This window comes from Solibacillus sp. FSL R7-0682 (genome assembly GCF_038005985.1).
In the GTDB taxonomy this organism is placed as follows: domain Bacteria; phylum Bacillota; class Bacilli; order Bacillales_A; family Planococcaceae; genus Solibacillus.
The window spans coordinates 2,695,550-2,721,120 of sequence record NZ_JBBOUI010000001.1 but is presented as its reverse complement, the minus strand read 5'-3'; the positions used below and the strand labels follow the sequence as shown (position 1 = coordinate 2,721,120).

Annotated in this window: 30 protein-coding genes; 29 read left to right on the top strand and 1 reads right to left on the bottom strand. The window is 36.6% G+C overall.

The features are described 5' to 3' along the window. Nucleotides 1–33 precede the first annotated feature (33 nt). From der to MKZ17_RS13690, 29 genes are all read left to right on the top strand, one after another. Nucleotides 34–1,344, top strand: a complete 1,311-nt coding sequence (gene der, locus MKZ17_RS13830; RefSeq protein WP_340724312.1) for a ribosome biogenesis GTPase Der — start codon at nucleotides 34–36, stop codon at nucleotides 1,342–1,344. A gap of 113 nt (nucleotides 1,345–1,457) precedes the next feature. Beyond that, entirely contained in the window at nucleotides 1,458–2,474 is a 1,017-nt protein-coding gene (locus MKZ17_RS13825) for an NAD(P)H-dependent glycerol-3-phosphate dehydrogenase (protein ID WP_340724311.1), read from the top strand. Nucleotides 2,475–2,637: 163 nt separating this feature from the next. Next, complete coding sequence (locus MKZ17_RS13820; protein ID WP_340724310.1) at nucleotides 2,638–2,907, top strand: DUF2768 domain-containing protein; 270 nt, start codon at nucleotides 2,638–2,640, stop codon at nucleotides 2,905–2,907. Between the two features lie 16 nt (nucleotides 2,908–2,923). Beyond that, the gene (locus MKZ17_RS13815; RefSeq protein WP_340724309.1) at nucleotides 2,924–3,643 is read left to right on the top strand and encodes a hypothetical protein; all 720 of its coding nucleotides are present in this window, start codon (nucleotides 2,924–2,926) and stop codon (nucleotides 3,641–3,643) included. Between the two features lie 142 nt (nucleotides 3,644–3,785). Continuing rightward, complete coding sequence (gene spoIVA, locus MKZ17_RS13810; RefSeq protein ID WP_340725561.1) at nucleotides 3,786–5,264, top strand: stage IV sporulation protein A; 1,479 nt, start codon at nucleotides 3,786–3,788, stop codon at nucleotides 5,262–5,264. Between the two features lie 203 nt (nucleotides 5,265–5,467). Further along, nucleotides 5,468–5,740: an HU family DNA-binding protein gene (locus tag MKZ17_RS13805; RefSeq protein WP_004232618.1), complete on the top strand. Its 273-nt coding sequence runs from the start codon at nucleotides 5,468–5,470 to the stop codon at nucleotides 5,738–5,740. Between the two features lie 382 nt (nucleotides 5,741–6,122). Beyond that, a complete protein-coding gene (folE, locus tag MKZ17_RS13800) occupies nucleotides 6,123–6,692 on the top strand; it encodes a GTP cyclohydrolase I FolE (protein ID WP_340724308.1) in 570 nt (189 codons plus the stop codon). Nucleotides 6,693–6,749: 57 nt separating this feature from the next. Further along, nucleotides 6,750–6,965 carry a trp RNA-binding attenuation protein MtrB gene (gene mtrB / locus MKZ17_RS13795; RefSeq protein ID WP_340724307.1) on the top strand — a complete coding sequence of 72 codons (216 nt, stop codon included), beginning with the start codon at nucleotides 6,750–6,752 and terminating at the stop codon, nucleotides 6,963–6,965. A gap of 34 nt (nucleotides 6,966–6,999) precedes the next feature. After that, complete coding sequence (locus MKZ17_RS13790) at nucleotides 7,000–7,740, top strand: heptaprenyl diphosphate synthase component 1 (protein ID WP_340724306.1); 741 nt, start codon at nucleotides 7,000–7,002, stop codon at nucleotides 7,738–7,740. Between the two features lie 24 nt (nucleotides 7,741–7,764). Beyond that, on the top strand, nucleotides 7,765–8,466 hold the full coding sequence (locus tag MKZ17_RS13785) for a demethylmenaquinone methyltransferase (protein WP_340724305.1): 702 nt from the start codon (nucleotides 7,765–7,767) through the stop codon (nucleotides 8,464–8,466). Between the two features lie 22 nt (nucleotides 8,467–8,488). Continuing rightward, nucleotides 8,489–9,463 (top strand): heptaprenyl diphosphate synthase component II, encoded by a 975-nt coding sequence (hepT, locus tag MKZ17_RS13780; protein ID WP_340724304.1) that lies wholly within the window; start codon nucleotides 8,489–8,491, stop codon nucleotides 9,461–9,463. Nucleotides 9,464–9,619: 156 nt separating this feature from the next. Then, complete coding sequence (ndk, locus tag MKZ17_RS13775) at nucleotides 9,620–10,039, top strand: nucleoside-diphosphate kinase (protein WP_340724303.1); 420 nt, start codon at nucleotides 9,620–9,622, stop codon at nucleotides 10,037–10,039. A 364-nt stretch (nucleotides 10,040–10,403) separates the two neighbouring features. Then, entirely contained in the window at nucleotides 10,404–10,640 is a 237-nt protein-coding gene (locus MKZ17_RS13770; RefSeq protein WP_340724302.1) for a hypothetical protein, read from the top strand. Between the two features lie 18 nt (nucleotides 10,641–10,658). Then, nucleotides 10,659–10,889 (top strand): hypothetical protein, encoded by a 231-nt coding sequence (locus tag MKZ17_RS13765; RefSeq protein ID WP_340724301.1) that lies wholly within the window; start codon nucleotides 10,659–10,661, stop codon nucleotides 10,887–10,889. A gap of 80 nt (nucleotides 10,890–10,969) precedes the next feature. Next, on the top strand, nucleotides 10,970–11,740 hold the full coding sequence (locus MKZ17_RS13760; RefSeq protein ID WP_340724300.1) for a CheR family methyltransferase: 771 nt from the start codon (nucleotides 10,970–10,972) through the stop codon (nucleotides 11,738–11,740). 347 nt (nucleotides 11,741–12,087) lie between these two features. Then, a complete protein-coding gene (gene aroC, locus MKZ17_RS13755) occupies nucleotides 12,088–13,269 on the top strand; it encodes a chorismate synthase (RefSeq protein ID WP_340724299.1) in 1,182 nt (393 codons plus the stop codon). A gap of 1 nt (nucleotide 13,270) precedes the next feature. Further along, entirely contained in the window at nucleotides 13,271–14,362 is a 1,092-nt protein-coding gene (gene aroB / locus MKZ17_RS13750) for a 3-dehydroquinate synthase (RefSeq protein WP_340724298.1), read from the top strand. Then, nucleotides 14,359–14,721: a chorismate mutase gene (aroH, locus tag MKZ17_RS13745; protein ID WP_340724297.1), complete on the top strand. Its 363-nt coding sequence runs from the start codon at nucleotides 14,359–14,361 to the stop codon at nucleotides 14,719–14,721. Before aroB ends, aroH begins: the two co-directional genes overlap by 4 nt. Nucleotides 14,722–14,746: 25 nt before the next feature. Next, complete coding sequence (gene hisC, locus MKZ17_RS13740; protein ID WP_340724296.1) at nucleotides 14,747–15,847, top strand: histidinol-phosphate transaminase; 1,101 nt, start codon at nucleotides 14,747–14,749, stop codon at nucleotides 15,845–15,847. After that, on the top strand, nucleotides 15,844–16,941 hold the full coding sequence (locus tag MKZ17_RS13735; protein ID WP_340724295.1) for a prephenate dehydrogenase: 1,098 nt from the start codon (nucleotides 15,844–15,846) through the stop codon (nucleotides 16,939–16,941). The genes hisC and MKZ17_RS13735 overlap by 4 nt, the downstream gene beginning before the upstream one ends. A 69-nt stretch (nucleotides 16,942–17,010) precedes the next feature. Then, the gene (gene aroA, locus MKZ17_RS13730; protein WP_340724294.1) at nucleotides 17,011–18,300 is read left to right on the top strand and encodes a 3-phosphoshikimate 1-carboxyvinyltransferase; all 1,290 of its coding nucleotides are present in this window, start codon (nucleotides 17,011–17,013) and stop codon (nucleotides 18,298–18,300) included. Between the two features lie 168 nt (nucleotides 18,301–18,468). Further along, nucleotides 18,469–19,713, top strand: a complete 1,245-nt coding sequence (locus MKZ17_RS13725; protein ID WP_340724293.1) for a tetratricopeptide repeat protein — start codon at nucleotides 18,469–18,471, stop codon at nucleotides 19,711–19,713. Nucleotides 19,714–19,728: 15 nt separating this feature from the next. Next, nucleotides 19,729–20,277 (top strand): ReoY family proteolytic degradation factor, encoded by a 549-nt coding sequence (locus tag MKZ17_RS13720; RefSeq protein ID WP_340724292.1) that lies wholly within the window; start codon nucleotides 19,729–19,731, stop codon nucleotides 20,275–20,277. Between the two features lie 81 nt (nucleotides 20,278–20,358). Further along, nucleotides 20,359–20,802 (top strand): YpiF family protein, encoded by a 444-nt coding sequence (locus MKZ17_RS13715; RefSeq protein ID WP_340724291.1) that lies wholly within the window; start codon nucleotides 20,359–20,361, stop codon nucleotides 20,800–20,802. A 165-nt stretch (nucleotides 20,803–20,967) separates the two neighbouring features. Then, nucleotides 20,968–21,468: a ubiquinol-cytochrome c reductase iron-sulfur subunit gene (locus MKZ17_RS13710; protein WP_340724290.1), complete on the top strand. Its 501-nt coding sequence runs from the start codon at nucleotides 20,968–20,970 to the stop codon at nucleotides 21,466–21,468. Nucleotides 21,469–21,489: 21 nt separating this feature from the next. Beyond that, nucleotides 21,490–22,164 carry a menaquinol-cytochrome c reductase cytochrome b subunit gene (qcrB, locus tag MKZ17_RS13705; RefSeq protein WP_340724289.1) on the top strand — a complete coding sequence of 225 codons (675 nt, stop codon included), beginning with the start codon at nucleotides 21,490–21,492 and terminating at the stop codon, nucleotides 22,162–22,164. A gap of 39 nt (nucleotides 22,165–22,203) precedes the next feature. Further along, nucleotides 22,204–22,998 (top strand): menaquinol-cytochrome c reductase cytochrome b/c subunit, encoded by a 795-nt coding sequence (locus MKZ17_RS13700; protein ID WP_340724288.1) that lies wholly within the window; start codon nucleotides 22,204–22,206, stop codon nucleotides 22,996–22,998. Between the two features lie 200 nt (nucleotides 22,999–23,198). After that, on the top strand, nucleotides 23,199–23,798 hold the full coding sequence (locus tag MKZ17_RS13695; RefSeq protein WP_340724287.1) for a DUF1405 domain-containing protein: 600 nt from the start codon (nucleotides 23,199–23,201) through the stop codon (nucleotides 23,796–23,798). 53 nt (nucleotides 23,799–23,851) lie between these two features. Further along, nucleotides 23,852–24,535: a zinc metallopeptidase gene (locus tag MKZ17_RS13690; protein WP_340724286.1), complete on the top strand. Its 684-nt coding sequence runs from the start codon at nucleotides 23,852–23,854 to the stop codon at nucleotides 24,533–24,535. A 46-nt stretch (nucleotides 24,536–24,581) separates the two neighbouring features. Here MKZ17_RS13690 and MKZ17_RS13685 read toward each other — a convergent pair whose 3' ends face one another. After that, a complete protein-coding gene (locus MKZ17_RS13685; protein ID WP_340724285.1) occupies nucleotides 24,582–25,448 on the bottom strand; it encodes a YitT family protein in 867 nt (288 codons plus the stop codon). Nucleotides 25,449–25,571 lie beyond the last annotated feature (123 nt).

Genomic DNA, 25,571 nt, shown 5'->3' with positions numbered 1-25,571 from the left:
CAATGAGATAGAGTTTGGAAGGATGAAGTACAGATGACAAAACCAGTAATCGCCATCGTAGGACGTCCGAACGTAGGTAAATCAACGATCTTTAATCGAATCGTTGGTGAGCGTGTTTCAATAGTGGAAGATATTCCAGGTGTAACACGTGACCGTATTTATAGTTCGGCTGATTGGCTAGCACATGAATTTAATATTATTGATACAGGCGGTATTGACATTGGTGACGAGCCATTTTTAGAGCAAATTCGCCAACAAGCAGAAATCGCGATTGATGAAGCGGACGTTATTATTTTTATGACAAATGGTCGTGAAGGTGTTACAGCTGCTGACGAACAAGTAGCGAAAATTTTATATAGAACGAAGAAACCGGTCGTATTAGGGGTTAACAAAATTGATAACCCAGATATGCGCCATATGATTTATGATTTCTATTCGTTAGGTTTTGGTGAGCCTTGGCCGATCTCTGGTTCCCACGGATTAGGACTAGGTGACTTGCTTGATGAGTGTGCAAAACACTTCCCACAACCTGATGAAGAGCAGTACGATGAAGATACAATTAAGTTTTCATTAATTGGACGCCCGAACGTAGGTAAATCTTCTTTAGTTAATGCATTTTTAGGACATGATCGAGTTATTGTAAGTGATATTCAAGGGACAACTCGTGATGCCATTGACTCACCTTACACATATGATGATCAAGATTATGTCATTATTGATACAGCAGGTATGCGTAAAAAAGGGAAAGTATACGAATCGACTGAAAAATATTCGGTTTTACGTGCATTACGTGCAATTGAACGTTCTGACGTTGTTTTAGTCGTTCTAAATGCGGATGAAGGCATTCAAGAACAAGATAAAAAAATTGCAGGCTATGCCCATGAAGCGGGGAAAGCAGTTATAATCGTCGTAAATAAATGGGATGCAATTGAAAAAGACGAAAAAACGATGAACTTCTATACCGAGCAAATTCGTGAACATTTCTTATTTTTAGATTATGCACCAATCATTTTCGTTTCGGCAAAAACGAAACAACGTGTGCATAACATTCTACCGATTATTAAACGCGTAAGTGAAAACCATGCAATGCGTATCCAATCTTCTATTTTAAATGAAGTAATTGAAGATTCAATAGCACGTAATCCAGCACCGACAGATAAAGGTCGTCGTCTACGTATTTATTACGCAACACAGGTGGCAATTAAACCGCCAACATTTGTCGTATTCGTAAATGAACCAGAGTTAATGCACTTCTCGTACGAGCGTTTCTTAGAAAACCGTATTCGTGAAACATTTGATTTCGAAGGGACACCAATTCGATTAATTACACGTGCTCGTGACTAATTATAAAAATGCGCTAGTTTATGAAAATGAACTAGCGTTTTTGTTCACTAGGGAGAAATTAGCTCAAGTCGAATAACGTAATTGGAATTTGAGTGAAGTTGGGGGTAATTTTTATGGAAAAAGTAGTTGTATTAGGAGCTGGCTCTTGGGGGACGGCATTAGCTGTCGTGTTAGCTGAAAATGGTCATGACACACTAATTTGGTCACATAGAGAAGACCAGGCAAACGAGATTAATCATCAACATACAAACAAAAAATATTTACCGAATACGGAGTTACCAAATAATTTAAAGGCAACACATCAGTTGGAAGAAGCCGCAAAGCATGCTACGACGATAGTAATGGCTGTACCTACAAAAGGAATTCGAGAAGTATGTGCAAACCTATCGCAGTTTCTAACTGAAAAAGTATTGTTTGTCCATGTTTCTAAAGGCATTGAACCAGATTCATTGTTACGTATTTCTGAGCTAATGAACGAAAGCTTGAGTGATGATGTAGTAAGTGACATTGTTGTATTATCTGGTCCATCCCATGCTGAAGAAGTAGTTCTACAGCATCCTACTACAGTAACGGCAGCATGTGAGAATCTAAAAGCAGCTGAAAAAGTACAGGATTTATTTATGAACCAATATTTCCGCATTTATACAAGTGATGATGTAATTGGTGTTGAAATTGGCGGAGCATTAAAAAATGTCATTGCCTTAGCAGCAGGAATTACAGATGGTTTAAATTACGGGGACAATGCAAAGGCTGCTTTAATTACACGTGGTTTAGCGGAAATTACACGGCTAGGTGTGAAAATGGGAGGGAATCCGTTTACTTTTGCAGGTCTCTCAGGAATGGGTGATTTAATTGTGACTTGTACAAGCGTCCATTCCCGTAACTGGCGCGCCGGTAATATGCTTGGCAAAGGTATGAAGCTTAATCAAGTTCTTGAGGAAATGGGCATGGTAGTAGAAGGTGTTCGTACAACAAAGGCTGCACACCAATTATCCCAAAAATATGATGTAGCAATGCCACTTACTTCGGCCTTATATGAGGTTTTATTTAATGAAAAAGACACAAAAGATGCAGTAGATCAATTAATGTTGCGTATGAAAAAACGCGAAATTGATGAACTAGGCGAGTAAATTTGCAAGTTCGACTGTTTAATTAATAAAAATTAAAGTAAAAAATTTAATAAATTGTCACAATTAAGGAGGTATGCATGCATGCCTCCTATTCTTTTTGTTTTGAAACAGCTATAATAATTAGCGGAATAGTTGTAAAATTTTATGAAAGGCGGTTTTAACTTTGCATCATCTACTGCAATCTATTAATCTCACATCTCATTATGTATTAGCGTCTGCTCGTGGTCCTTTAGCAAGTATGCACGCACTTGATGTAATGTGGGTTTCCTTTTATTCGATTGGCTTATTACTTATTTCAATTTTACTTATATCGGCTGTCCGTAAATGGATACATAACGCATTTTTATCATTCCTTCTTCGTTTAATTGCTTTTGGAATGTTTTTAGTAGGAACCGTATTAATGGTACTCGTAGTCTTTACGTGGCCAAACTAGTAATGGGGGAATTGATATGAAATGGTCTAAATTGTTTATATTCTTATCGATGAGTGTAATCATCCTTGCGGGTTGTGGATCAACAACAAATTTTGATCAATCCAGCTTACGGCCTGATTTGGACATGCTTGCGGGTGTCCAACGTGCTGTAGAAGAATACCAAAAAGATACAGGTGTATTACCAATTAAAAATAGAGATCAGGATACAGATATTTTTATTAAATATTTAATTGATTTTGATAGACTTGTCCCAAAATATATCGGTGCACCACCAGCAAACTCCTATGAAAAGGGCGGCATATTCCAATATATGATTTGGGATGCAGAGGAAAATCCAACTGTAAAACTAGTAGATTTGCGGGTGCCAGAACGTATGCGTGAGGTTAATATCCGATTCGCGTCTACAAAATATCCACAGTTTAAGGATAAAGTAGTAGAACATGTATATACAGTTAATTTTAAAAATATTGGTTATGATAAAGAAGTGACAATTCAAAGTCCCTATTCAAATAATCAGCTTCCAATTGTAGTCTCCTCTGAGGGGGATTTGTATGTAGACTATTCAATTGATTTATATACCTATATGAAAGAAAATGAGATTAAAGCAACACCGGGCGATGATATCCGAGAAATTTTAGTGGATGCCTTCCCTGTTGTCCCATCCTATTCATTACCTTACACAGTAGATGAAAATAATGAGCCAGTCATTGTCTACGATCCAATAAATAAAAAATAAAAATTTGTCATTCTCGCACAACTTGCTGTGCGAGTTTTTTCATATTTGGATAAGTCGATACATATAGTGGTTTTGACAGTGCAATGAAGTATTCCTAATGGGGAAATTCGCGTAGTTATATGCTTTTAAAGGAGGAACTGCGATTAGCGAACAAATTTTTCAACAACTAGCCGAACGTACAAATGGCGATATTTATATTGGCGTTGTAGGACCCGTTCGAGTAGGGAAGTCGACATTTGTCAAAAAGGTTATGGAAGGTGTTATTTTACCGAATATTTCAAATGCAGAAGACCGTATGCGCGCAATGGACGAGTTACCCCAAAGTTCACCTGGACCCGTTATTATGACCTCAGAGCCGAAATTCGTGCCCGCACAAGGAACGACAATCGAAATCGGTGAAAACTCAATTCCATTTCGAGTTAGGCTTGTAGACTGTGTAGGGTATGTTATTGATGGTGCAAAAGGGTATGAAGATGAGTCTGGTCCAAAATATGTGCATACACCATGGCATAATGAGCCAATAGCGTTTCAAGAGGCAGCAAAAATTGGAACCGACAAAGTTATTCGAGATCATGCTAATATAGGTGTTCTTGTAACGACGGATGGTACAGTCAACGGCATTAATCGATCAGCTGCGCAAAAGGCTGAGCAACAAATTATCGAACAGTTAACGGAAATTGGAAAGCCATTTGTTATCGTACTAAATAGCACGACACCAAATGCCCATGATACATTATTGCTTCGTCAATCTTTAGTGGAGCAATATGAAGTTCCTGTTATCGCAACGTCGATTGATAAATTGCAACCGATGGACGTTGCAGCAATTTTACAGGAAGCTTTATATGAATTTAATGTCAATCAAATCGTAGTTGAAAAACCAGATTGGTTAGACGTACTAGATGATCGACATGAGTTAAATGAAACGTTAGCATTTGCTGTTAACCAACTTGAAGATGGTCAGATGAAACTTCGTGATGTTGAAACGGCAAGTTTGATTTTACAAGATATCGATTTTGTAGAGAAGTGTCATGTAGAAAGTATTGACGCTGGTCAGGGAATTGCAACATTGCGTGTATCTGTCGATGGTGATACGTATAAAAATGTGTGTAGACAATGGTTGGAAAAGCCAGTTGATTCTAAAAAAGATTGGTTACTATTCATAAAGGAAGCTGCTGAAGCAAAGGCTGCACAAAGTAGATTCCGAGAAGCAATTCAACAGGCAAAAGAAGATGGTTATGGTGTAACATTGCCGGCAATGGATGAATTTTCACCAAGTGAGCCGGAATTAATTCAACAAAATAACTTTTATGGTGTAAGGATGAAGGCAACGGCTCCTTCGTACCACATTATTAGAATAGATATGGACGCAGAATTTTCACCATTAATCGGATCTGAGTTCCATAGTCAGCATTTATTGAAGGATTTACAAAATGCATATGATAATGACCGCCGAGCTTTATGGGAAACACAATTATTTGGGACGCCGTTACATGAAGTAATGACTGAAAGCATTCGTTACAAAATGCGTAACGTTCCTTCAAGTGCAAAAAATCGTATGCGACTCATGTTGGAAAGAATGATTAATGAGGGCGAAAGAGGATTAATCACATTTATTATTTAAAAAAACAAAGTTAAATAAATATGATGATGAGCGTACAGGATAGATCACTTTTATAGGTGATTTGTCCTGTAATTTATGTTTTTTTGAAGAAAAAAGAAAAATAAACATGAAAACATAGTTGAATTCAGTTGCGTAGCGGTTTTCAGTGTGTTACTCTTTTTACAGGATTTAGATTCATGACCCTTTGAGAGGAGGTGAATGGTGTGAATAAAACAGAATTAGTAAACTCTGTTGCTGAAGCTGCAGGTCTTTCTAAAAAGGACGCTTCTAAAGCAGTTGAAGCTGTATTTGATACAATTCAAGATGCTCTTGCAAAGGGTGACAAAGTACAATTAATCGGTTTTGGTAACTTTGAAGTGCGTGAACGTGCGGCTCGTAAAGGTCGTAACCCACAAACTGGTAAAGAAATCGAAATCGCTGCTAGCAAAGTACCGGCTTTCAAGCCAGGTAAAGCGCTTAAAGACGCTGTAAAATAATACAGTGATCTTAGTGTTACATAGAGCAGTCTTCAGTTATGCTGAGGACTGCTCTTTTTACTTTTATTTTTACTATAATGGTATATACAAAAAAGTTGACTAAATTAAACGGTTTAATTCGCTTGATATTTAGTGGAGTTTTCAGTGCTTGTCTTATATAAAAGGACAGTTTTGCGCTTTTCTATAGATTATGAACAACTATGCTTAAAATAGTAGAACAGTTTTGAACTTATGCTTCATATATGCTACGATTCAAGAGATGTAAAATTAACAAATATGAGTGAATCAATATTTTTATTGTTGTTAAAATATATTTAACAGTTAGTAATTGGATACATAAAATATAAAATGTCGTTTTGGTATTGTAGGAGGAAGTTTTTTCATGACAAATGTCGATTTAAAAAAAATTGAAGAAGCAGTAAAGATGATTTTAGAGGCCGTAGGGGAAGATGTTGAACGTGAAGGTTTACTCGATACACCAAAACGTGTTTCAAAAATGTATGCAGAGATGTTTAGCGGTTTAAATGAAGATCCACGAGATTATTTTAGTACTGTATTCCACGAAGACCATGAGGAGCTAGTACTTGTAAAAGATATTCCTTTTTACTCAATGTGTGAGCATCATTTAGTACCTTTTTACGGGAAAGCACATGTTGCCTATATTCCGAAAGATGGTAAGGTAGCAGGTTTAAGTAAATTAGGCCGCTGTGTAGAGTCTGTTGCACGACGTCCACAACTACAAGAACGTATTACTTCAACAGTTGCGGATACAATTATGGAAATGCTTGAGCCTAAAGGGGTATATGTGATTATTGAAGCAGAGCATATGTGTATGACAATGCGCGGTTTAAAAAAGCCTGGTTCAAAAACGGTTACATCTGTAGCACGAGGAATTTATGAACATGACGACATTAAAAGAAATGAAGTTATTACATTTGTACAAATGTCTTAAAGTATAAAAAATATGGTATGATGAACAAAGAAAAAAGATGGTAGGGAGACTGTTACGATGGCACAATCAGAATATATTATCATTGAAGCTGAAGAAGATGGCGTACATGTAATTGGATTAACAAGAGGTTCTGATACAAAATTTCACCATTCTGAAAAATTAGATGCTGGTGAAGTGATGATTGCACAATTTACCGAACATACGTCGGCTATGAAAATTCGTGGAAAAGCTAAAATTCATTCAGTACATGGTATGGTTCAAAGTAAAAAATAATCAATTTTTAAAACACTGAAATGGAGTAATTTCTATGAGTGCAACATCTATTATACAATCGATTCAAGCGTTACAATCAAATATTTTCATGCATGTTCGTCATAGAGCATTACTACAAAATGTAGGGGAACCATCTTTAAAACAGGAACAACTGTTTTTTATACAGTTACCTTTTTTAAATGGGGAACAAGTAAATGAAGATCGTATTATGAGCGCTACTACTGTTGGAATTGTACATGCGTCACTTCTTGAACATGAAAAAATTAAAGAATACAATGCAACAAGTAAATCTCAACAATTGACTGTTTTATCAGGGGATTATTATAGTGGTCGCTATTATCAATTATTAGCGCAGACTGAAAATATTTTGCTCATTCAAAAGTTATCAAAAGGAATTGTCACACGATGTGAGCATCAAATAAAATTATATGAGCCATTGGAGCAATCACTTCAAGAATGGATTGAAAGCCTTACGGTTATTGAGTGTGAGCTAATTGCACAGTTTTATGATGTTTATCAATTTACACGTTACAAAACAATCATGACAAAAACATTAACGTATTTGCGCTTATTAGAAGAGCATTCTAACATTTTAAGAGGTCAAGAAAGCTATTTAAGTAAAGCGCTACATAATGGCGAAAATGCAATTGTTTCCATTGATACGGAACTGCAAGAAGAACTAATGAAGCGAAAACGTGAATTGCTAGAAATTGTGGAGCAAGCTGAATTACAGGTTGACTTAAAACAATTTATTAAGCAATACATCACTTCATAGGTGAAGAAGAAAGGTTTTGAAAAAATGACAAAATCGAAAGAACAACATGTACATGAAGTTTTCGAAAGTATCTCGGAAAATTATGACAAAATGAACTCTGTTATTAGCTTCCAGCAACATATTCTTTGGCGAAAGAGTACGATGAAGCGTATGGCTGTCGAAAAAGGCTCAAAATGCTTAGATGTTTGCTGTGGTACAGCTGACTGGACAATTGCTTTAGCCAATGCGACAGGTAAAGAGGGTGTCGTAAAAGGCTTAGACTTTAGTGAAAACATGCTAAAGGTCGGGAAGCAAAAAACGGCTGCTATGCCGCAAGTGGAACTAATTCATGGGAATGCAATGGAATTACCATTTGAAGATAATACTTTTGACTATGTAACAATTGGGTTTGGCTTGCGAAATGTACCGGATTATATGCAGGTGTTACGAGAAATGCACCGTGTTGTTAAACCGGGTGGAATGGTAGTATGCTTAGAAACTTCACAATCTGAAATTCCAGGTTATCGTCAATTGTTCCGTTTTTACTTTAAATATATTATGCCGATATTTGGTAAAATTTTCGCGAAGAGCTATAAAGAATATTCGTGGCTTCAAGAGTCCGCAAATGATTTCCCAGGTATGAAAAAATTAGCGCAAATGTTTAAAGAAGCCGGATTAGTAAATGTATCATATAAACCATTTAGTGGTGGTGCAGCTGCAGTGCATATGGGGTATAAACAGAAATAAAAGTGGGAGTAGGTTTTGACGCGTGGATAAGATGAAGTTAAAAATACTATATACGGATATTAAATCAGATATAGAAATCATCGAAAAAGAATTAGAAAAAGCGTTAAATTCATCTTCACACTTAATGAATGAGGCATCATTACATTTGCTTCAAGCAGGTGGAAAACGCATTCGACCCGTATTTGCATTACTAAGTGCTAAATTTGGTGATTATAATATTGAGCGAATGAAAAATATCGCTGTTCCATTAGAGTTGATTCATATGGCTTCGTTAGTACATGATGATGTCATTGATAATTCAGATTTGCGACGTGGGAGACATACGGTAAAGTCACAATGGAATAACCGTGTCGCAATGTATACAGGGGATTTTATTTTTGCAAGAGCTTTAGAATATGTCACAATTATTGAAGACCCACGGGCCCATCAAATATTAGCACGTACAATGGTGGAGCTTTGTGATGGTGAGATCATTCAAATTGAAGATAAGTTTCGTTTAGATGTAACATTAAAGGATTATTTCCGTCGTATTAAGCGTAAAACAGCTTTACTAATTGAATCAAGCTGTGAATTAGGGGCGGTAGTAAGTGGTGCGGATGAAAAAACGATAGGCCACATTAAGCGCTATGGTTATTTTGTTGGCATGAGCTTTCAAATTGTCGATGATATTTTAGATTTTACAGCCACAGATAAACAATTAGGAAAACCTGCAGGAAGCGATTTAATGCAAGGGAATGTGACGTTGCCAATTTTATTGATGAAAGATGATCCACAACTGACACCGTATTTACGAAAAGTATCTACGAACGGATTAACGGAAGCTGAACGTCAAGAAATGCTAACATTAGTTAGAAAATCGAATGCAATAAAAGAAGCAACAAAAATTAGCAATTTGTATTTACAAAAAGCATTAAAGGAAGTAGAAGGTTTACCAAATCATCCGATGAAAAAGAAATTACGTGATTTAGCAATTTATATGGGTAAACGTAAATTTTAACTTGTCCCAAGAGCCTGTTAAGATAGCGAAATGTAATTAATTAAAATAGCAAAGATGCGTGTTATTCTAATATTTGTTGCAGATTATGCTCTACTTTGGTAATATTTATCGGTAGGTGAAAAAAACCTTAACTCAAATTTAAGGAGTGTTATAACAATGGCAATCGAAAAAACTTTTTTAATGGTTAAACCAGATGGCGTAGAACGTCAAGTAATCGGTGACATCGTAGACCGCTTTGAGCGTCGCGGTTTCGTTATGCGTGGAGCAAAATTAATGACAGCTTCTCGTGAATTAGCTGAAAAACACTATGCAGAGCATTCAGAGCGTCCATTCTTTGGTGAATTAGTAGACTTCATCACTTCTGGCCCAGTATTCGGTATGGTATGGGAAGGCGAAAATGTTATCCAATTATCTCGTATCATGATGGGTGCTACAAAGCCTGAAGAATCAAACCCAGGTACAATCCGCGGTGACTACGCTGTAACTTTATCACACAACGTAATCCACGGTTCTGACTCTTTAGCTTCTGCTGAGCGTGAAATCGGTTTATGGTTCCCAGAAGGTTTAGCTGAATAATTTGACTTAACAAAAGCTATCACTTTAAGTGGTAGCTTTTTTTATTTTTATAATTGTATTTTGCTTAGTGATGTTTGTTAGAATGACTAGCGTTTTCCACAGTGCGGCTAATATCACACCTTATTGGAAAAATTTATTAATTCTACTAATAAGTTACCTTTAACAATGTTATAATGTATCTGAATAATGAAACTATATAGAAACCTATTGCGTATATAAAGTAATCATTGAAAAAAACAGGGGGACTGAAAAATGCGATTAGAATTAAAACATAAAAACAAACATTAATACAATATTAAGAAAAATAATAAAATTAATTATTAACATATTTACATATCGAACAACTAAGTAAAGGAGTAGTAATATGTTTTTTTGGGGAGCAATTATGGTAATTGCGGTAGTAGGAATTTTAACAGATACGTATACAAAGAATAAAAAGATTGAATTGAAACGACTTGATAAGGAAATTGAACTGGAAAAATTGCGCCTAGATAATTATGAAAAAGAAACGGAAAAAATGAAACTTGAACTAGAACATTCAAAACAGCTGCTTTTGGAAAATAAACAATCAGTAAGCTTTTTGGAAAAGAAAAACGATTAAGGGAGCGTAAATTGGCGTATGGAAGATATTATAATTTTGTCGATCATCTTTGGTTCAGGAGCTTTAATTGCTTTAACAGCTATCCTGACAGCACATAAACGATCGGATTTAAAACTACAAATTAAAATGCTTGAAAAAGAGGCAGAGCTTGAGCAAATCCGGTTAGAGAGCTATAAATTTGAAACAGAAAAAATGAAGCTTGAGCTAGAACAATCTAAGCAACTTTTGCTCGAAACACGCAAGGACTAGTCGTTGTGTACAAAATCTATTTCAGTATATGGAATTTTCGGCTATAATAGGCTTACGATAGTTGAGGGGATAGATGATGGATGTCAGATTATGTACAATTTATTGATGGCATTAAGCGTAAAACAGGAATTGATTTGGCGTTATATAAAGAAGCTCAAATGAAACGCCGATTAACTTCTCTATATGAAAAAAAGGGTTATAAAAACTTTGTTGAGTTTTATGCAGCACTAGATAAAGATCGCGATTTACTGAATGAATTTTTAGACCGTATGACGATTAATGTATCTGAGTTTTATCGTAATGGTAAGCGTTGGGAAGTATTACAAAATAAAATTTTCCCTCTACTGTTACAAACGAATAAACGTCCAAAAATCTGGAGTGCGGCATGCTCCACTGGTGAGGAGCCATATAGTTTAGCTATGGTGTTATCCCATCATTTACCACTTCCGCAAATAAGTATACTGGCAACGGATTTAGACGAGAATGTTATTCAGAAAGCTAAATTAGGTCTGTATCCAGAACGCTCATTAGCCGAGGTCCCAAAGGATGTCCGAGCAAAATATTTTGCAGCTGAAGGACCATTTTTTAAAGTAAAAGAAGAAATAAAACGAACAGTTACTTTTAAAAAGCACAATCTTTTAAAAGATAATTATGAATCAAATTTTGATTTAATCGTATGTCGTAACGTAATGATATATTTTACGGAAGAAGCGAAGGATCAAATTTATGAAAACTTTAGTAAAGCACTGCGACCTGGTGGGATTTTATTTGTTGGTTCAACCGAGCAAATTTTTAACCCAGCTCGATATGGCTTTGAAATAGAAGATACATTCTTCTATCGAAAAAAATAATGGTACGATTATAAATGCTATGTATGTATGTGTGTAGTGAAAGGTTACCTAAAGTTACGGTGAGGACTATTTCATTAGATGATTACAGCCAAAATTGGCGAGATTAAATACGCTTTTCGTACAATAAGCGAAAAGTGTATTTTTTGTTTAATCAGGAGTCTTCAAGTTACGATTTATTGAAAATAATCTTTCAAAGTTTTCGCTCATCCATGCGTTGTTTTTTAAGTAAAACGTTCAGAATATTCTAAAATAGGTAATAAATAAGTTTAAAGCATACTGTTATTTAAAATAAAATATGTTATAGTGAAAAATACATACTTTAGCGAGTTGAAGGGAGAAAGTGTTTTATGCGTTATTTAACAGCAGGTGAGTCACATGGACCACAATTAACTACAATTATTGAGGGATTGCCGTCACTATTACCAGTGACAGCAGAAAAGATAAATTATGATTTAAAACGTCGTCAAGGTGGTCATGGACGCGGACGCCGCATGCAAATTGAAACAGATACAGTAGAAATCGTTTCAGGTGTACGTCATGGAAAAACTCTTGGATCTCCAGTAGCTCTTGTTGTAACAAATGATGACTGGAAGCACTGGACAAAAATTATGGGAGCAGAAGAGCTACCTGAAGATATCGATCCAACTGAAATAAAACGACAAATTTCCCGACCACGTCCAGGCCATGCAGATTTAGTAGGTGGCATGAAATATGGTCATCGGGATTTGCGTAATGTGTTAGAGCGCTCAAGTGCTCGTGAAACAACGGTCCGTGTAGCAGTTGGTTCGGTAGCAAAGGCTTTATTAAATGAACTAGGTATTTCAATTGTTGCTCATGTAACAGAAATCGTAGGGATTAAAGCCGACACAGCATTGTTAGAAGGAAAATCAGTTGATGAAATTCGTACTATTGTTGAAAATGACCCATGTTATTGTATAGACCCTGAAGCATCTGCAAAAATGGTGCAAGCCATTGATGATGCAAAACAAGCAGGGGACTCTATCGGTGGTGTAGTGGAAGTCGTGGTAGAAGGTATGCCTGCTGGAATTGGCTCTTATGTACATTACGATCGTAAGCTAGATGCAAAATTAGCAGCAGCGATGTTAAGTATTAATGCCTTTAAAGGTGTAGAATTTGGGATTGGCTTTGAAATGGCTCGTAAAAAAGGCTCTGAAGTACATGATGAAATTATTTGGGATAAGGAAAATGGCTACACACGAGCTACGAACCGCTTAGGTGGATTGGAAGGTGGTATGACAACTGGCATGCCAATTGTTGTTCGCGGTGTCATGAAGCCTATCCCAACATTATATAAACCGTTACAAAGTGTAGATATCGAAACGAAAGAACCGTTTAAAGCAAGTGTTGAGCGTTCTGACAGCTGTGCTGTACCAGCTGCATCGATTGTGGCAGAACATGTCATTGCCTGGGAAATTGCAAGTGCTATTGTAGACCAATTCCATAGTGATCAATTGCCACAATTAAAAGAACAATTAGATGAATTACGTCAATATACGAAGGGGTATTAATATGCAGATTCCAGTTCGTGCTGCATCCCACTCATATGTAGTGACGATTGGGAAAGGCATTTTAAAAGAAGCTGTTAAAGCAAATGATGTAATTTTTAATAAAGCAGATAAAATTATCGTCTTAACCGATCAACATGTGTGGGCTGCACAACAACATTACTTTGATGAGCAGTTTTCATATCCTTATGAAGTATTTGTTATGCCAGCAGGTGAGCAGTGCAAAAGCTTTGATAATTACTTAGCCACACAAACCTTTTTATTGGAGCAAAACTGTACACGAAAATCACTCATACTTGCCTTTGGTGGTGGGGCAGTTGGAGATTTAGCGGGTTTTGTCGCAGCAACCTATATGCGTGGCGTTCCGTTTATACAAATTCCGACAACGATTTTAGCTCACGACTCGGCAGTAGGTGGTAAGACTGCGATTAATCATGCATTAGGGAAAAATATGATTGGAGCATTTTATCAGCCAGAAGCAGTATTTTACGATACAGAGTTGCTACATAGCTTAAATGAGAAGGAAGTTCGCTCAGGCATGGCTGAGGTAATCAAGCATGCGTTAATTTCTGATGCACAGTGGGTTGAAGAATTACTTGAAGGTGAACTTGTTACAAAATTGCCAGAACAATTATTAGCGAATTATGTCGCGCATGGTGTTCAGGTCAAAGCATCGATTGTAGAACAAGACGAGACGGAGCAATCTGTACGTAAATTCTTAAATTTAGGGCATACGTATGGGCATGCAATTGAGGCTGCAGCGGGTTATGGTCGTGTTGCGCACGGGGAAGCAGTCATGATTGGCTTAGTTTACTGCTTACTTTTAAGCGAACGTTACGGAAAAATCAATCACGTATTTACAAAACGATTTTTACAATTTGCTCTTGAAAATGGCTATCCATTTGGCGCTGTACATGAATTTACATTTGAGCAATTAACAGAGTATTTAATGAAAGACAAAAAAGCAGATTATGGACAGTTACAATTTGTGTTATTAGATACAATCGGAAAACCATTCATTCAAATAATTGAACTACAAGAATGTGCCCAAATCGATCAACAACTAAGAACTTTATTGGGGGAGGTGCAAGCATGATTCGAGGCATTCGTGGCGCGATAACAATCAAAGAAGATAAAGCACAGTATGTTTGGGAAGAGACTGCCAAACTTGTACAAGAAGTAGTGAAAGCCAACAATATCAAGCCTGAAGATATTGCTTCTGTAACAATTTCAACAACTCCAGATATTCGTTCAGCATTTCCTGCAAAGTCCGTACGTTCATTAAAAGGTTGGCAATATGTGCCCATCATGTGCATGCATGAAATGGACGTACCGGGAGCTTTACCGTTATGTATACGTGTGTTACTTCATGTTAATACGAGTACACCACAGCACGAGATCCATCATATTTACTTAAACGAAGCTGTAAAATTACGACCAGACTTAGTGAAATAAGTGCAAGATAGAGGAGACATTTGAGATGAAGTGGAAACAACAGTTATTCGGAATGAAAGCTTACCAACCTGGAAAGCCAATTGATGAGGTAAAAAAACAGTTCGGACTAGATGAAGTAATCAAGCTTGCTTCAAATGAAAATCCATTTGGTAGTTCACCTAAAGTAAAAGAGTTTTTACAAACGGATGCATCAAATCATGCCATTTATCCAGATGGCTATGCACAAAATTTACGTACTTCATTAGCAAACTTTTATGAGATTGCTGAAAATGAAATTATTTTAGGGAATGGATCAGATGACTTAATCGCTATTATTACACGTGCCTTATTATATCCAGGTGTAAATACAGTAATGGCGGATCTATCCTTCTCACAATATTGGCATAATGCAGAGATTGAAGGAGCGGAAGTACGTAAAGTACCAATGAAGGATGGCGTACATGACCTAGAAGCGATGTTACAAGCTATAGATGAAAATACATCTGTTGTATGGGTATGTAATCCAAACAATCCAACAGGTACAATCGTTTCAGATGAAGCATTAGCCGCATTTTTAGATAAGGTGCCAGAGGATGTCTTTGTTGTGTTAGATGAAGCGTACATTGAATACGTCAATGATTCTGCTTATAACGATACATTGCATTATTACCGTGACTACAAAAACTTAATTTTACTACGTACATTCTCAAAAGCATATGGGTTAGCATCATTCCGTGTTGGATATGGTATCGCACAAGCAGAAGTCATCGCAAAGCTTGACCCTGTTCGAGCACCATTTAATAATACGATTTTAAGTCAAAAGGTAGCGCAAATTGCATTAGCGGACCAAGACTATATTGTTAGCTGTCGTGAAGCCAATGAGGCAGGCAAAAAGCAATATGTAGCCTTTTGTGAGAAGCATGGCTTAAACTATTTCCCATCTCAAACGAACTTTGTCATGTTTGAAGTGAAGGCAAGCAGCAATGTTGTGTTTGAAGAAATGATGAAGCGTGGCTTTATTATTCGAAGTGGTGCTGCATTAGGTTTAGAAGGCTATATTCGTGTAACAATTGGTACAGAAGCTCAAAATGCGAAGTTTTTACAATTGCTTGAGGAAGTATTAATGGAGCAAGGAGTTTTGGCATGACACGTAATGTTTTCGTAATCGGACTTGGGCTAATAGGTGGATCTGTCGCATTAGCACTTCAAAAAGCTCCGCGTACGAAAGTGTTTGGCTATGACTATCATGAACAAACAAGACAATTAGCTAGCACATTAGGCGTTGTGCAAGAAGTGGTGGAAGATCCGGCTGAATTTGCTAAGGAGGCCGATATTATTATTTTTGGTACACCTGTAAACATTACGCTTAATTTTATGGAACAATTAAAATCTTGGAAATTAAAAAAGAGTGTTATTGTTACGGACACAGGGAGTACAAAAGCTCAAATAATGGAAAAAGCATTAGAATTAAGAGAGCTCGGTATCACTTTTATTGGAGGCCATCCAATGGCAGGCTCTCACAAAAGTGGCGTTACCGCTGCCAAGCCATATTTACTTGAAAATGCTTATTATATGCTGACTCCGAATGAGGGAGAGGAAATGGAAAAGCTTGCGGCTCTTGATGATTTGTTAAAATTTACATTAGGAAAAATGGTTGTCGTTGATGCGAGAGTACATGATCATATGACAGCCGTTGTTAGCCATTTCCCGCATATTATCGCTGCATCACTTGTGCATCAATTAAATGGAGAAAAAAAGACTTTTCCGATGACATCTTCTCTTGCGGCAGGCGGTTTTAGAGACATTACACGAATTGCTTCTTCAAATCCTGCGCTATGGCGGGATATTACGATGCAAAATCGTAAAGAACTTGTCGGTCAATTAGATACTTGGTTAGACGAAATGGCACGTGTTCGACAATTATTGGATGAAGGCAATGAGATAGCGATTGAAACGTATTTCTCAGAGGCAAGAGATGTTCGAGATAATTTACCAATCGCGAATGGCGCATTGTACATGCCGTACGATTTATATGTAGATATTCCCGACTATCCAGGGGTTATTTCTGAAATAACAGGATTTTTAGCAGAAGAAAATATTAGTATTACGAATATCCGTATCGTTGAAACACGTGTTGATGTGTATGGTATATTAGTAATTAGCTTCCAATCAAATGAAGATCGGGAACGTGCGGCAAAATGTATTGCTAATAAGGCAAATTATGATACGCATATTTCGTGAAATAAAAGAATGAACAAAATTAGCATCTCGCCTTAAAAGCGAGATGTATTTTTCTAAGGAGGGGTTAGTATGAGTACGAAAACATTGCGCTATAATCAACCGAGATTAGAAGGAGAAATTACTGTGCCTGGAGATAAATCAATCTCACACCGCTCAGTAATGTTTGGTTCGATTGCTAAAGGACAAACGACAGTTACTGGCTTTTTATTAGGGGAAGACTGTTTAAGTACAATAGATTGCTTTAAAAAACTAGGTGTGAAAATTGATGTTGATGGGACAAATGTTACAATTGATAGTCCTGGAATGGATGGATGGTCTGAGCCAAGTGAAGTATTATATACAGGCAATTCTGGTACTACAACTCGTTTAATGCTTGGAATTTTGTCAGGAACAAAATTACATACAGTAATGACGGGAGATGCATCGATTGGGAAACGCCCGATGCGTCGTGTAGCAGATCCTTTACGTTTAATGGGTGCTAAAATTGCTGGGCGAGAAAATGGCCAATTTACCCCTCTTGCTATCCAAGGCTCTGAGTTAAAAGCAATTGATTACACAATGCCTGTTGCAAGTGCCCAAGTCAAGTCAGCTATTTTACTTGCAGGATTACGTGCGCAAGGGACAACAATCGTCCGTGAAAATGAAGTGTCGCGGGATCATACCGAGCGTATGTTGCGTCAATTTGGTGCTCAAATTTCAGTACAGGATGGTGTTATTACATTCGAAGGGGGCCAACAGCTTACAGGAACCCATGTCAATGTGCCAGGTGATGTTTCTTCCGCGGCGTTCTTTTTAGTAGCGGGTGCCATTTCAAAGGGCAGCCGAATTATTTTAAACAATGTCGGTGTGAACGAAACGCGAGATGGAATCATCGAAGTATTACGTAAAATGGGAGCGAAAATGACTGTACAAATCGATGAGGAAAATGCAGCAGAGCCAACAGCAACGATATCAATCGAATCGTCTCCGTTAAAAGCAACGACAATTTCAGGTGCAATTATCCCAAGGTTAATTGATGAAATACCCATTATTGCTTTATTAGCGACGCAAGCTCAAGGGAAAACGATTATTAAAGATGCAGAAGAATTAAAAGTAAAAGAAACAAATCGTATAGATGCCGTTGTGAATGAATTAAAAAAATTAGGTGCAAACATCGAAGCGACAAATGACGGTATGATTATTGAAGGACCGACACCATTAAAAAGCGCCTCTTTAAATACATACGGTGATCACCGTATTGGCATGATGGGCGCGGTCGCAGCTTTAATTGCAAATGGTCAAGTCGAGCTTGATGACTCAGCATGTATTGCTGTATCGTACCCAACATTCTTCGAACATGTAGAACAATTGATACGATAAATAAAGAAGCGACGAATATTTTTTCGTCGCTTTTTGTAATTAATAAGAAAATAATAAATAACGCAATCGTTACAAGTATAAATTTTTAACAATTATGCGCTTTTTCTTGAGATGCTTCATGTTGTCATGTAGCATAAGATGGATAAAGAAGAAAAAGGTGATAGACATATGGAACAATTACTACAAGCCATCCAAGAAGGCGATTTGCAATTAATTAACCAGCTATTAGAATCGTTTTTAATGGATGCAGAACCAGCAACACAATATGAAATGGCTGAGGCATTATTACACTACGGTTATTTGAATGAAGCGGACCGAGTTTTTGAACATTTACAATTTTTATTCCCAGAAGAAGCACAAATTGCAATTGATCGGGCAGGAGTTTTAATTGAACTTGGCGAAGAAGATGAGGCACTAAACTTATTAATGGGGATAAGTGATGAAGCACCAGAATATCCACAGGCATTACTCGTGTTGGCGGATTATTATCAGATGCAAGGATTGTTTGAAGTGGCTGAGTTACGTATTAATGAGGCGTTACAAATTTTACCGAACGAACCATTATTACAATTTGCGAAAGCCGAACTTTTATTTGAAACGGGTAGATTTTCAGAGGCTGCTCGAATTTATGAGGAATTATATGCGATTGATAAAAAATTTGCAGGTACTTTACTAGCTGAACGATTAGCTGAAGTTTATCGAGCGGGGGCTGGCTATGAAACAGCACTTGATTACTATATGGAAGCACTAGAAGAAGAAGTGACACCGGATTTATTATTCGGGTCAGGATATGCAGCATTCCAAATTGAAAAATATGAGCTAGCTACGAAGCAATTAGAAGATTTAAAAGAACTCGATCCAGACTATTTTTCGGCGTATTTATTATTAGCTGAAAGCTATGCAATGCAAGAGGAAAACGAATCTGCATTAAAAGTAATTAAAGAAGGTTTAGCACGTGATGAATATGATAAATCATTATTCTTATTTGCTGGAAAAATGGCTTTGAAAAATAATAAGCCTGATGAGGCAATCGGTTATTTACAAGAGGCAATTGCACTTGATCCTGAGTATATGGAAGCGATTTTAGTGTTAATGTCCGTATATAGTACACAAGAGCAGTATGAAGCCATCATTGAATTATATGAACAGCTCCAACAAAATGAATTTGAGTGGGTATCTTTATATCCATTTGTTGCCAATGCTTACAATGAAGAAGAACAGTTTGATAAAGCATATGAAATTTATAAGCAAGCATATAATGAATTCAATGAAGACGTCCAATTTTTAGAAAACTATTGCTTATTCTTAGTGGAAGATGGGAAACGGGAAGAGGCAAAGGAAATTGCACAAAGATTAGTACAATTACAGCCTACAGAGCAGCAATGGCTGGACTTATTAGAGCGCTTTGAGTAAAGGGAGGATTCCATGTTGACTTATTCCGTACCACTAAATGATAAAAAAATCTTCATTAGATGGTTCTTAAAGAATTTTCAATTGAAACGTCGCGAAGGGGTATGGATTTTAAATTATTTACTTAGTAATGATGAGTTATTGGAAAATGTTCACTTTGTTGACGAAGCCCATTATTGTCCAAGGGCAATCGTTATGTCAACAGTAGACACTACTAGTATCCCATTTCGATTTTATAAAAATAATATAATGACATCGGACGCAGAAAAATCGTTTCATGATTTAAGATTAAATACGAAAGATTCGATGTATATGCAATTGAATTTCCCTAATATCCCCCCATACCCAATTTATTTGGCAGTATTAGAGGAAAATCCATATGTTCCAGATGATGTCTTTATAAGTGAGAAAGATCGTCTGACTGCAGCGCGTTTACTTGAAAATAGTGTGTTAGAGTTTCAAGAGCAGCAATTATTAAAAGAAATTGACGCTGCCCTTGATGCAGGAGATAAAGAGCGTTTCTTTGAATTATCAAATTTATTACAAGCGTTAAAATTCCAAAAATAAGATATAATAAGTATAATTTATAAATTTTTAGGCTATTTAATATGAATATATTAAATAGCCTATTAAATAGGAGGCATATTCATGATTTTTAAAGTAAGTGATGTAGAACAATTTCAAGCGCAAAAGCAATTTATCGATACAGCAGTTGTCCCATTATTGCAGTTGGATTTATTAGATGAATCAATGAAGCAAAGTAGCTCAGCTTCAGAATATTTAATGACTTTAACAACATTTATAGAGCAACAATTTAGAGGGAGAATAATGTTGCTACCTCCATTTACTTATATAAATGAAACAAAAAATGAGGAATTACTTACTATACTAGAAAGTAAATTACATAATGCTGGTTTTAAGTCTGTCATATTCATAACATGCGATCACCACTGGGATAGGTATAAAGAATCACTAAATGTCTTGTGGTTACCTGCTATACCGCTAGAATCAATGGATAATACTGTTAAACAGCGTATTTTGGAAGAACAATTAAAACAAATACTTCCGATATTAACAAAAGTATGGTTGTAAAGTGAGTCATTAGTTTCATCAAATGTTCACAAAGTATACAAATGGAAATGAATGCAATATTGACCAACTTATTCACTTGAAGTATCATAGATATGTCCTAGTTATTTACTATTTGTAAAAGTATATGTCCGTTGGACTGACCTTTTAGTAAGAGGGGGGAAAAGGATGAGTAATCGAGTTACACGACGTCAATTTTTAACTTACACTATTACTGGTGTGGGCGGATTTATGGCAGCTGGTATGTTAATGCCGATGGTTCGTTTTGCGATTGATCCAGTTCTTCAAACGAAGGAGGAAGGGGATTTCGTACAAACAAGTACTAAAATTTCTGATATTACAGAAGCGCCTGTAAAAGTTGACTTTTCGTACGAACAAACAGATGGTTGGTACAAATCAAATGTATCAGATGCAGCTTGGGTATACAAAGATGGCGATCAAATTATAGCGCTTTCACCTGTATGTAAACACTTAGGTTGTACAGTAAACTGGGCTGGTGATCCAGCGCATGCGAATCAGTTCTTCTGTGCATGTCACGCGGGACGTTATGAAAAGAACGGTGTAAACGTTAAAGGTACACCTCCGTTAGGTCCACTTGATCAATATGAAGTGGCAGACAACGACGGCTTCTTAATGCTTGGGAAAAAAATCGCAAATACTTTTAGTTAATAAGTTAGGGGGTACGACACAGTGCTAAATAAAATTTATGATTGGGTCGATGAACGTTTAGATATTACTCCTATTTGGCGTGATATTGCCGACCATGAAGTGCCAGAGCACGTTAACCCTGCACATCATTTTTCAGCATTCGTATACTGTTTTGGTGGACTAACATTCTTCATTACAGTAATTCAAATCTTATCTGGTATGTTCTTAACAATGTACTATGTTCCAGACGTTGAGAATGCATGGAAATCAGTTTATTACTTACAAAACGAAGTAGCGTTCGGTGAAATCGTACGTGGTATGCACCACTGGGGAGCTTCATTGGTAATCGTAATGATGTTCTTACATACTCTTCGTGTATTTTTCACAGGTTCATTTAAAAAGCCTCGTGAATTAAACTGGTTAGTTGGTGTAGGTATTTTTGCAGTTATGCTAGGTTTAGGTTTCACAGGTTATTTGTTACCTTGGGACATGAAGGCATTATTTGCAACAAAAGTAGGTTTAGAAATTGCCGCTTCAATGCCATTTATTGGTGAAATGATTAAAGTGTTATTAGCTGGGGATTCAACAATAATTGGAGCACAAACATTAACTCGTTTCTTTGCAATTCACGTATTCTTCTTACCAGCAGCTTTATTTGCATTATTGGCAGTTCACTTTATTATGATCCGCCGTCAAGGTATTTCAGGTCCTCTATGATCTGAATGAATTGTATGATTTACTAAAGGAGGGGACATTATGCAACGCGGAAAAGGTATGAAGTTCGTAGGCGATTCTCGTGTAAAAGCTACTAATCGTATGGCGAACGTGCCGAAAGACTATACCGAATATCCAGGGAAAACAGAAGCTTTCTGGCCTGACTTCTTATTAAAAGAATGGATGGTTGGTGCTGTATTCTTAATTGGGTATTTACTATTAACTGTCGCACATCCTTCACCACTTGAAGGTCCGGCAGATCCAACAAACTCATCTTATATTCCTTTACCGGACTGGTACTTCTTATCAATGTACCAATTATTAAAATATACTTATGCATCAGGTCCATATAACCTTATCGGAGCAGCGATTATTCCAGGGATCGCATTTGGTGCATTAGCATTAGCACCGTTCTTAGATACAACGCCAGAGCGTCGTCCATCTAAACGTCCATTACCAACAGCATTCATGTTATTAGCAATTGCTGCACTCATTTATACTACTTGGGAATCTGTTGCAGCTACAGACTGGGAAGCAGTAGATATACAAGGTGAAATTACTGACAAACATTTAGGTTTATTACCAAATGTTGAAGTTGATGAAACTTCCGAAGGTTATGAAATTTACCAAGCACAAGCTTCTTGTATTGGATGTCACGGTGGAGATTTAGCGGGTGTGTCTGGCCCGATGTTATTAGGCAATGAATTAACAGCTGAAGAAGTAGCAGAAGTAATTGCGAATGGTCGTGGTGGTATGCCAGCAGGTACATTCACGGGTACTGAAGAAGAGCTACAAGTGTTAGCTGATTTCATTTCTAGTTTAAAAGAAGAAAAATAATTTTTTAAAGAGAGCCGGTTTGTTGGCTCTCTTTTTTTCTAATAATTATGAACAATTAATTATTAAAATGGCATATGAAACTTGCTTATCGATACGTTCCGTATATAATTAAAGACGTAATAGTTCGTTAAAAGTTGCACAAAATACATAAGAAATTGTAGTGATGCGAAAGTGTTACTTATAGAGCAGGGGAGAAACAAATGAAAGCACTCTTAATACAATGGAGGTATTTGCTCAATCATCGCGCTTTTTTACTATTGTTACTTGTCATCAATATATTTGGAACAGCCTATGGGTATTATTGGTACAAAGGACAACTTGCGATAACTGAGCCAATATTTTATATTTTTGTTCCGGATTCACCGACAGCTAGTCTCTTTTTTTGCATTGCAATCGTTGGCTGGCTTTTAGGGAAAAACTTTAAATTAATGGAAGTTTTAGCGCTTATAACCCTTATCAAATATGGATTATGGGCAGTCGTAATGAATTTATTAACGTTTGTCGAGACAGGTGAATTAGGATGGATGGGTTGGATGCTCGTTGCATCACACTTTTTAATGGCTGTACAAGCTATATTGTATTTACCTAATTATCGTTTTGAAATGTGGCATGTTGCTGTGGCAGCAGTTTGGACGTTGCATAATGATGTGATCGATTATTTATTTGGACAAATGCCAATTTACCGTGTTATTACTCAGTATCCAAGTGAAATTGGTTATTTCACATTTTGGCTATCTATTGCTTGCATTTTGCTCGCTTTTTTAGAAAGTCGCAAGCGCGAATATTTGCAACAGATGTAAAAACTATATAAAATTAATTATGAATTGTAGATATAGAAGGGAAGTTTAATAAAATGGGAATGTATATTGTTTATTTCTTAATTATTATGTTGCTACCTTTATATGCGCAAATGAAAGTAAAAAGCACATATAAAAAGTTTGCAAAGGTACCAGCAGAAAAAGGGATGACAGGTGCACAAGTAGCACGTTATATTTTAGATCAACATGGTTTATCAGATGTCCGAGTTGTACCGACACAAGGATATTTAGCGGATCACTACAATCCAGCTACAAAAACGGTAGCTTTATCGGAAGACAACTATTATAATTCCTCTATTGCAGGTACAGCAGTTGCTGCACACGAAGTAGGACATGCGATTCAACATGCGGAAGCATATTCATTCTTAACATTCCGTTCGAAATTAGCCCCAATTGCAAGTATTTCTTCTAATTTCTCTTGGATTTTCGTTATTATTGGTATGCTTGCTTCAATGTCTGGATTATTATTACTAGGTATCGTGTTATTAGCTGCTGGAGTAGTATTCCAATTAATTACATTACCTGTTGAGTTTGATGCTTCGAATCGAGCGATGAATGAAGTTGTTTCGTTAGGTATTATTAATAATGGCGAAGAGCGTGCGGCACGTAAAGTATTAAATGCAGCGGCAATGACGTATGTTGCTGCAGCATCAGTTGCAGTTCTAGAGTTAGTTCGTCTAATTTTAATCTATACAGGAATGAACTCATCTGAAGACTAATTGTTCACATAAAAATGGTGTTGGGTTTAAACCCAACACCATTTTTTTAATGAATTGGCTGTTTCTTTTCATCTAGTGTAAAGCCTTCACCAGCGACATCTCGAACTTCCATAATGGAAACAAAGGCATGAGGATCTACTGCGTGAATAATCGATTTTAAACGGACTAATTCATTACGAGCGACAACACAATAAAGCACATCACGATGCTCCTTCGTAAAATACCCATGACCATCAAATATTGTAACACCACGTTCCATATTTTTCGTAATTAATGCCGCAATATCATCTGATTTATTGGATATGATAAATGCACCTTTTGCTGAATAAGCCCCATCTTGAACAAGATCAATAACGCGCCCACCAACATAAACTGCAACGAGTGTATACATCATTGAACGAGCATCTAAAAATGTCATCCAAGAAATAATAATGACAATAAAATCAAAGCCAAACATTGTCTTGCCCATACTCCAACCGAGATATTTATGTGCTAATCGTGCTAAAATATCTACACCACCAGTAGTACCACCGAATCGAAAAACAATTCCTAATCCGACACCGACGAATACACCAGCAAATAATGAGACAAGAAATAAATCATCCTGTAGGCTCATTTCAAATTCGTATATTTGGAAAATTTTCAAGAAAAATGATACACCAATTGTTCCGATAATTGTATAAATAAATGACTTTTTACCTAGCAAACGCCAACCGAGAATAAACATAGGGATATTTAGTAGTAAATTCATTAATGCTGGGTCCCAATTTAGTGTAAAATATAAGATAAGTGTAATACCACTAAATCCACCTTCACCAAGTTGGTTTTGCATATTAAAATGGACAAAACCAAAACTAAACAGTGCAGTTCCTAGTAGTATTCCGATAATGTTTTGAATTTTTATTCCTTGCATTGTAAGCCCCCCTAGGATGTCAAAATTGCGGTTCGTTCATAGAATTACTGTTGTTCCATCGTTAATTATGTTGTATTTTTCTCGTTTTGACAATAATTATTAGGGGAAATGTAGAAATAACGC

What these genes read in the sequence shown, in the direction of transcription:
- der (WP_340724312.1), top strand. Translation starts at nt 34, where the DNA reads ATGACAAAACCAGTAATCGCCATCGTAGGACGTCCGAACGTAGGTAAA.
- MKZ17_RS13825 (WP_340724311.1), top strand. Translation starts at nt 1,458, where the DNA reads ATGGAAAAAGTAGTTGTATTAGGAGCTGGCTCTTGGGGGACGGCATTA.
- MKZ17_RS13815 (WP_340724309.1), top strand. Translation starts at nt 2,924, where the DNA reads ATGAAATGGTCTAAATTGTTTATATTCTTATCGATGAGTGTAATCATC.
- folE (WP_340724308.1), top strand. Translation starts at nt 6,123, where the DNA reads ATGACAAATGTCGATTTAAAAAAAATTGAAGAAGCAGTAAAGATGATT.
- mtrB (WP_340724307.1), top strand. Translation starts at nt 6,750, where the DNA reads ATGGCACAATCAGAATATATTATCATTGAAGCTGAAGAAGATGGCGTA.
- MKZ17_RS13790 (WP_340724306.1), top strand. Translation starts at nt 7,000, where the DNA reads ATGAGTGCAACATCTATTATACAATCGATTCAAGCGTTACAATCAAAT.
- MKZ17_RS13785 (WP_340724305.1), top strand. Translation starts at nt 7,765, where the DNA reads ATGACAAAATCGAAAGAACAACATGTACATGAAGTTTTCGAAAGTATC.
- ndk (WP_340724303.1), top strand. Translation starts at nt 9,620, where the DNA reads ATGGCAATCGAAAAAACTTTTTTAATGGTTAAACCAGATGGCGTAGAA.
- MKZ17_RS13770 (WP_340724302.1), top strand. Translation starts at nt 10,404, where the DNA reads ATGTTTTTTTGGGGAGCAATTATGGTAATTGCGGTAGTAGGAATTTTA.
- MKZ17_RS13765 (WP_340724301.1), top strand. Translation starts at nt 10,659, where the DNA reads ATGGAAGATATTATAATTTTGTCGATCATCTTTGGTTCAGGAGCTTTA.
- MKZ17_RS13760 (WP_340724300.1), top strand. Translation starts at nt 10,970, where the DNA reads ATGTCAGATTATGTACAATTTATTGATGGCATTAAGCGTAAAACAGGA.
- aroC (WP_340724299.1), top strand. Translation starts at nt 12,088, where the DNA reads ATGCGTTATTTAACAGCAGGTGAGTCACATGGACCACAATTAACTACA.
- aroB (WP_340724298.1), top strand. Translation starts at nt 13,271, where the DNA reads ATGCAGATTCCAGTTCGTGCTGCATCCCACTCATATGTAGTGACGATT.
- aroH (WP_340724297.1), top strand. Translation starts at nt 14,359, where the DNA reads ATGATTCGAGGCATTCGTGGCGCGATAACAATCAAAGAAGATAAAGCA.
- hisC (WP_340724296.1), top strand. Translation starts at nt 14,747, where the DNA reads ATGAAGTGGAAACAACAGTTATTCGGAATGAAAGCTTACCAACCTGGA.
- MKZ17_RS13735 (WP_340724295.1), top strand. Translation starts at nt 15,844, where the DNA reads ATGACACGTAATGTTTTCGTAATCGGACTTGGGCTAATAGGTGGATCT.
- aroA (WP_340724294.1), top strand. Translation starts at nt 17,011, where the DNA reads ATGAGTACGAAAACATTGCGCTATAATCAACCGAGATTAGAAGGAGAA.
- MKZ17_RS13725 (WP_340724293.1), top strand. Translation starts at nt 18,469, where the DNA reads ATGGAACAATTACTACAAGCCATCCAAGAAGGCGATTTGCAATTAATT.
- MKZ17_RS13715 (WP_340724291.1), top strand. Translation starts at nt 20,359, where the DNA reads ATGATTTTTAAAGTAAGTGATGTAGAACAATTTCAAGCGCAAAAGCAA.
- MKZ17_RS13710 (WP_340724290.1), top strand. Translation starts at nt 20,968, where the DNA reads ATGAGTAATCGAGTTACACGACGTCAATTTTTAACTTACACTATTACT.
- MKZ17_RS13700 (WP_340724288.1), top strand. Translation starts at nt 22,204, where the DNA reads ATGCAACGCGGAAAAGGTATGAAGTTCGTAGGCGATTCTCGTGTAAAA.
- MKZ17_RS13695 (WP_340724287.1), top strand. Translation starts at nt 23,199, where the DNA reads ATGAAAGCACTCTTAATACAATGGAGGTATTTGCTCAATCATCGCGCT.
- MKZ17_RS13690 (WP_340724286.1), top strand. Translation starts at nt 23,852, where the DNA reads ATGGGAATGTATATTGTTTATTTCTTAATTATTATGTTGCTACCTTTA.
- MKZ17_RS13685 (WP_340724285.1), bottom strand. Translation starts at nt 25,448, where the DNA reads ATGCAAGGAATAAAAATTCAAAACATTATCGGAATACTACTAGGAACT.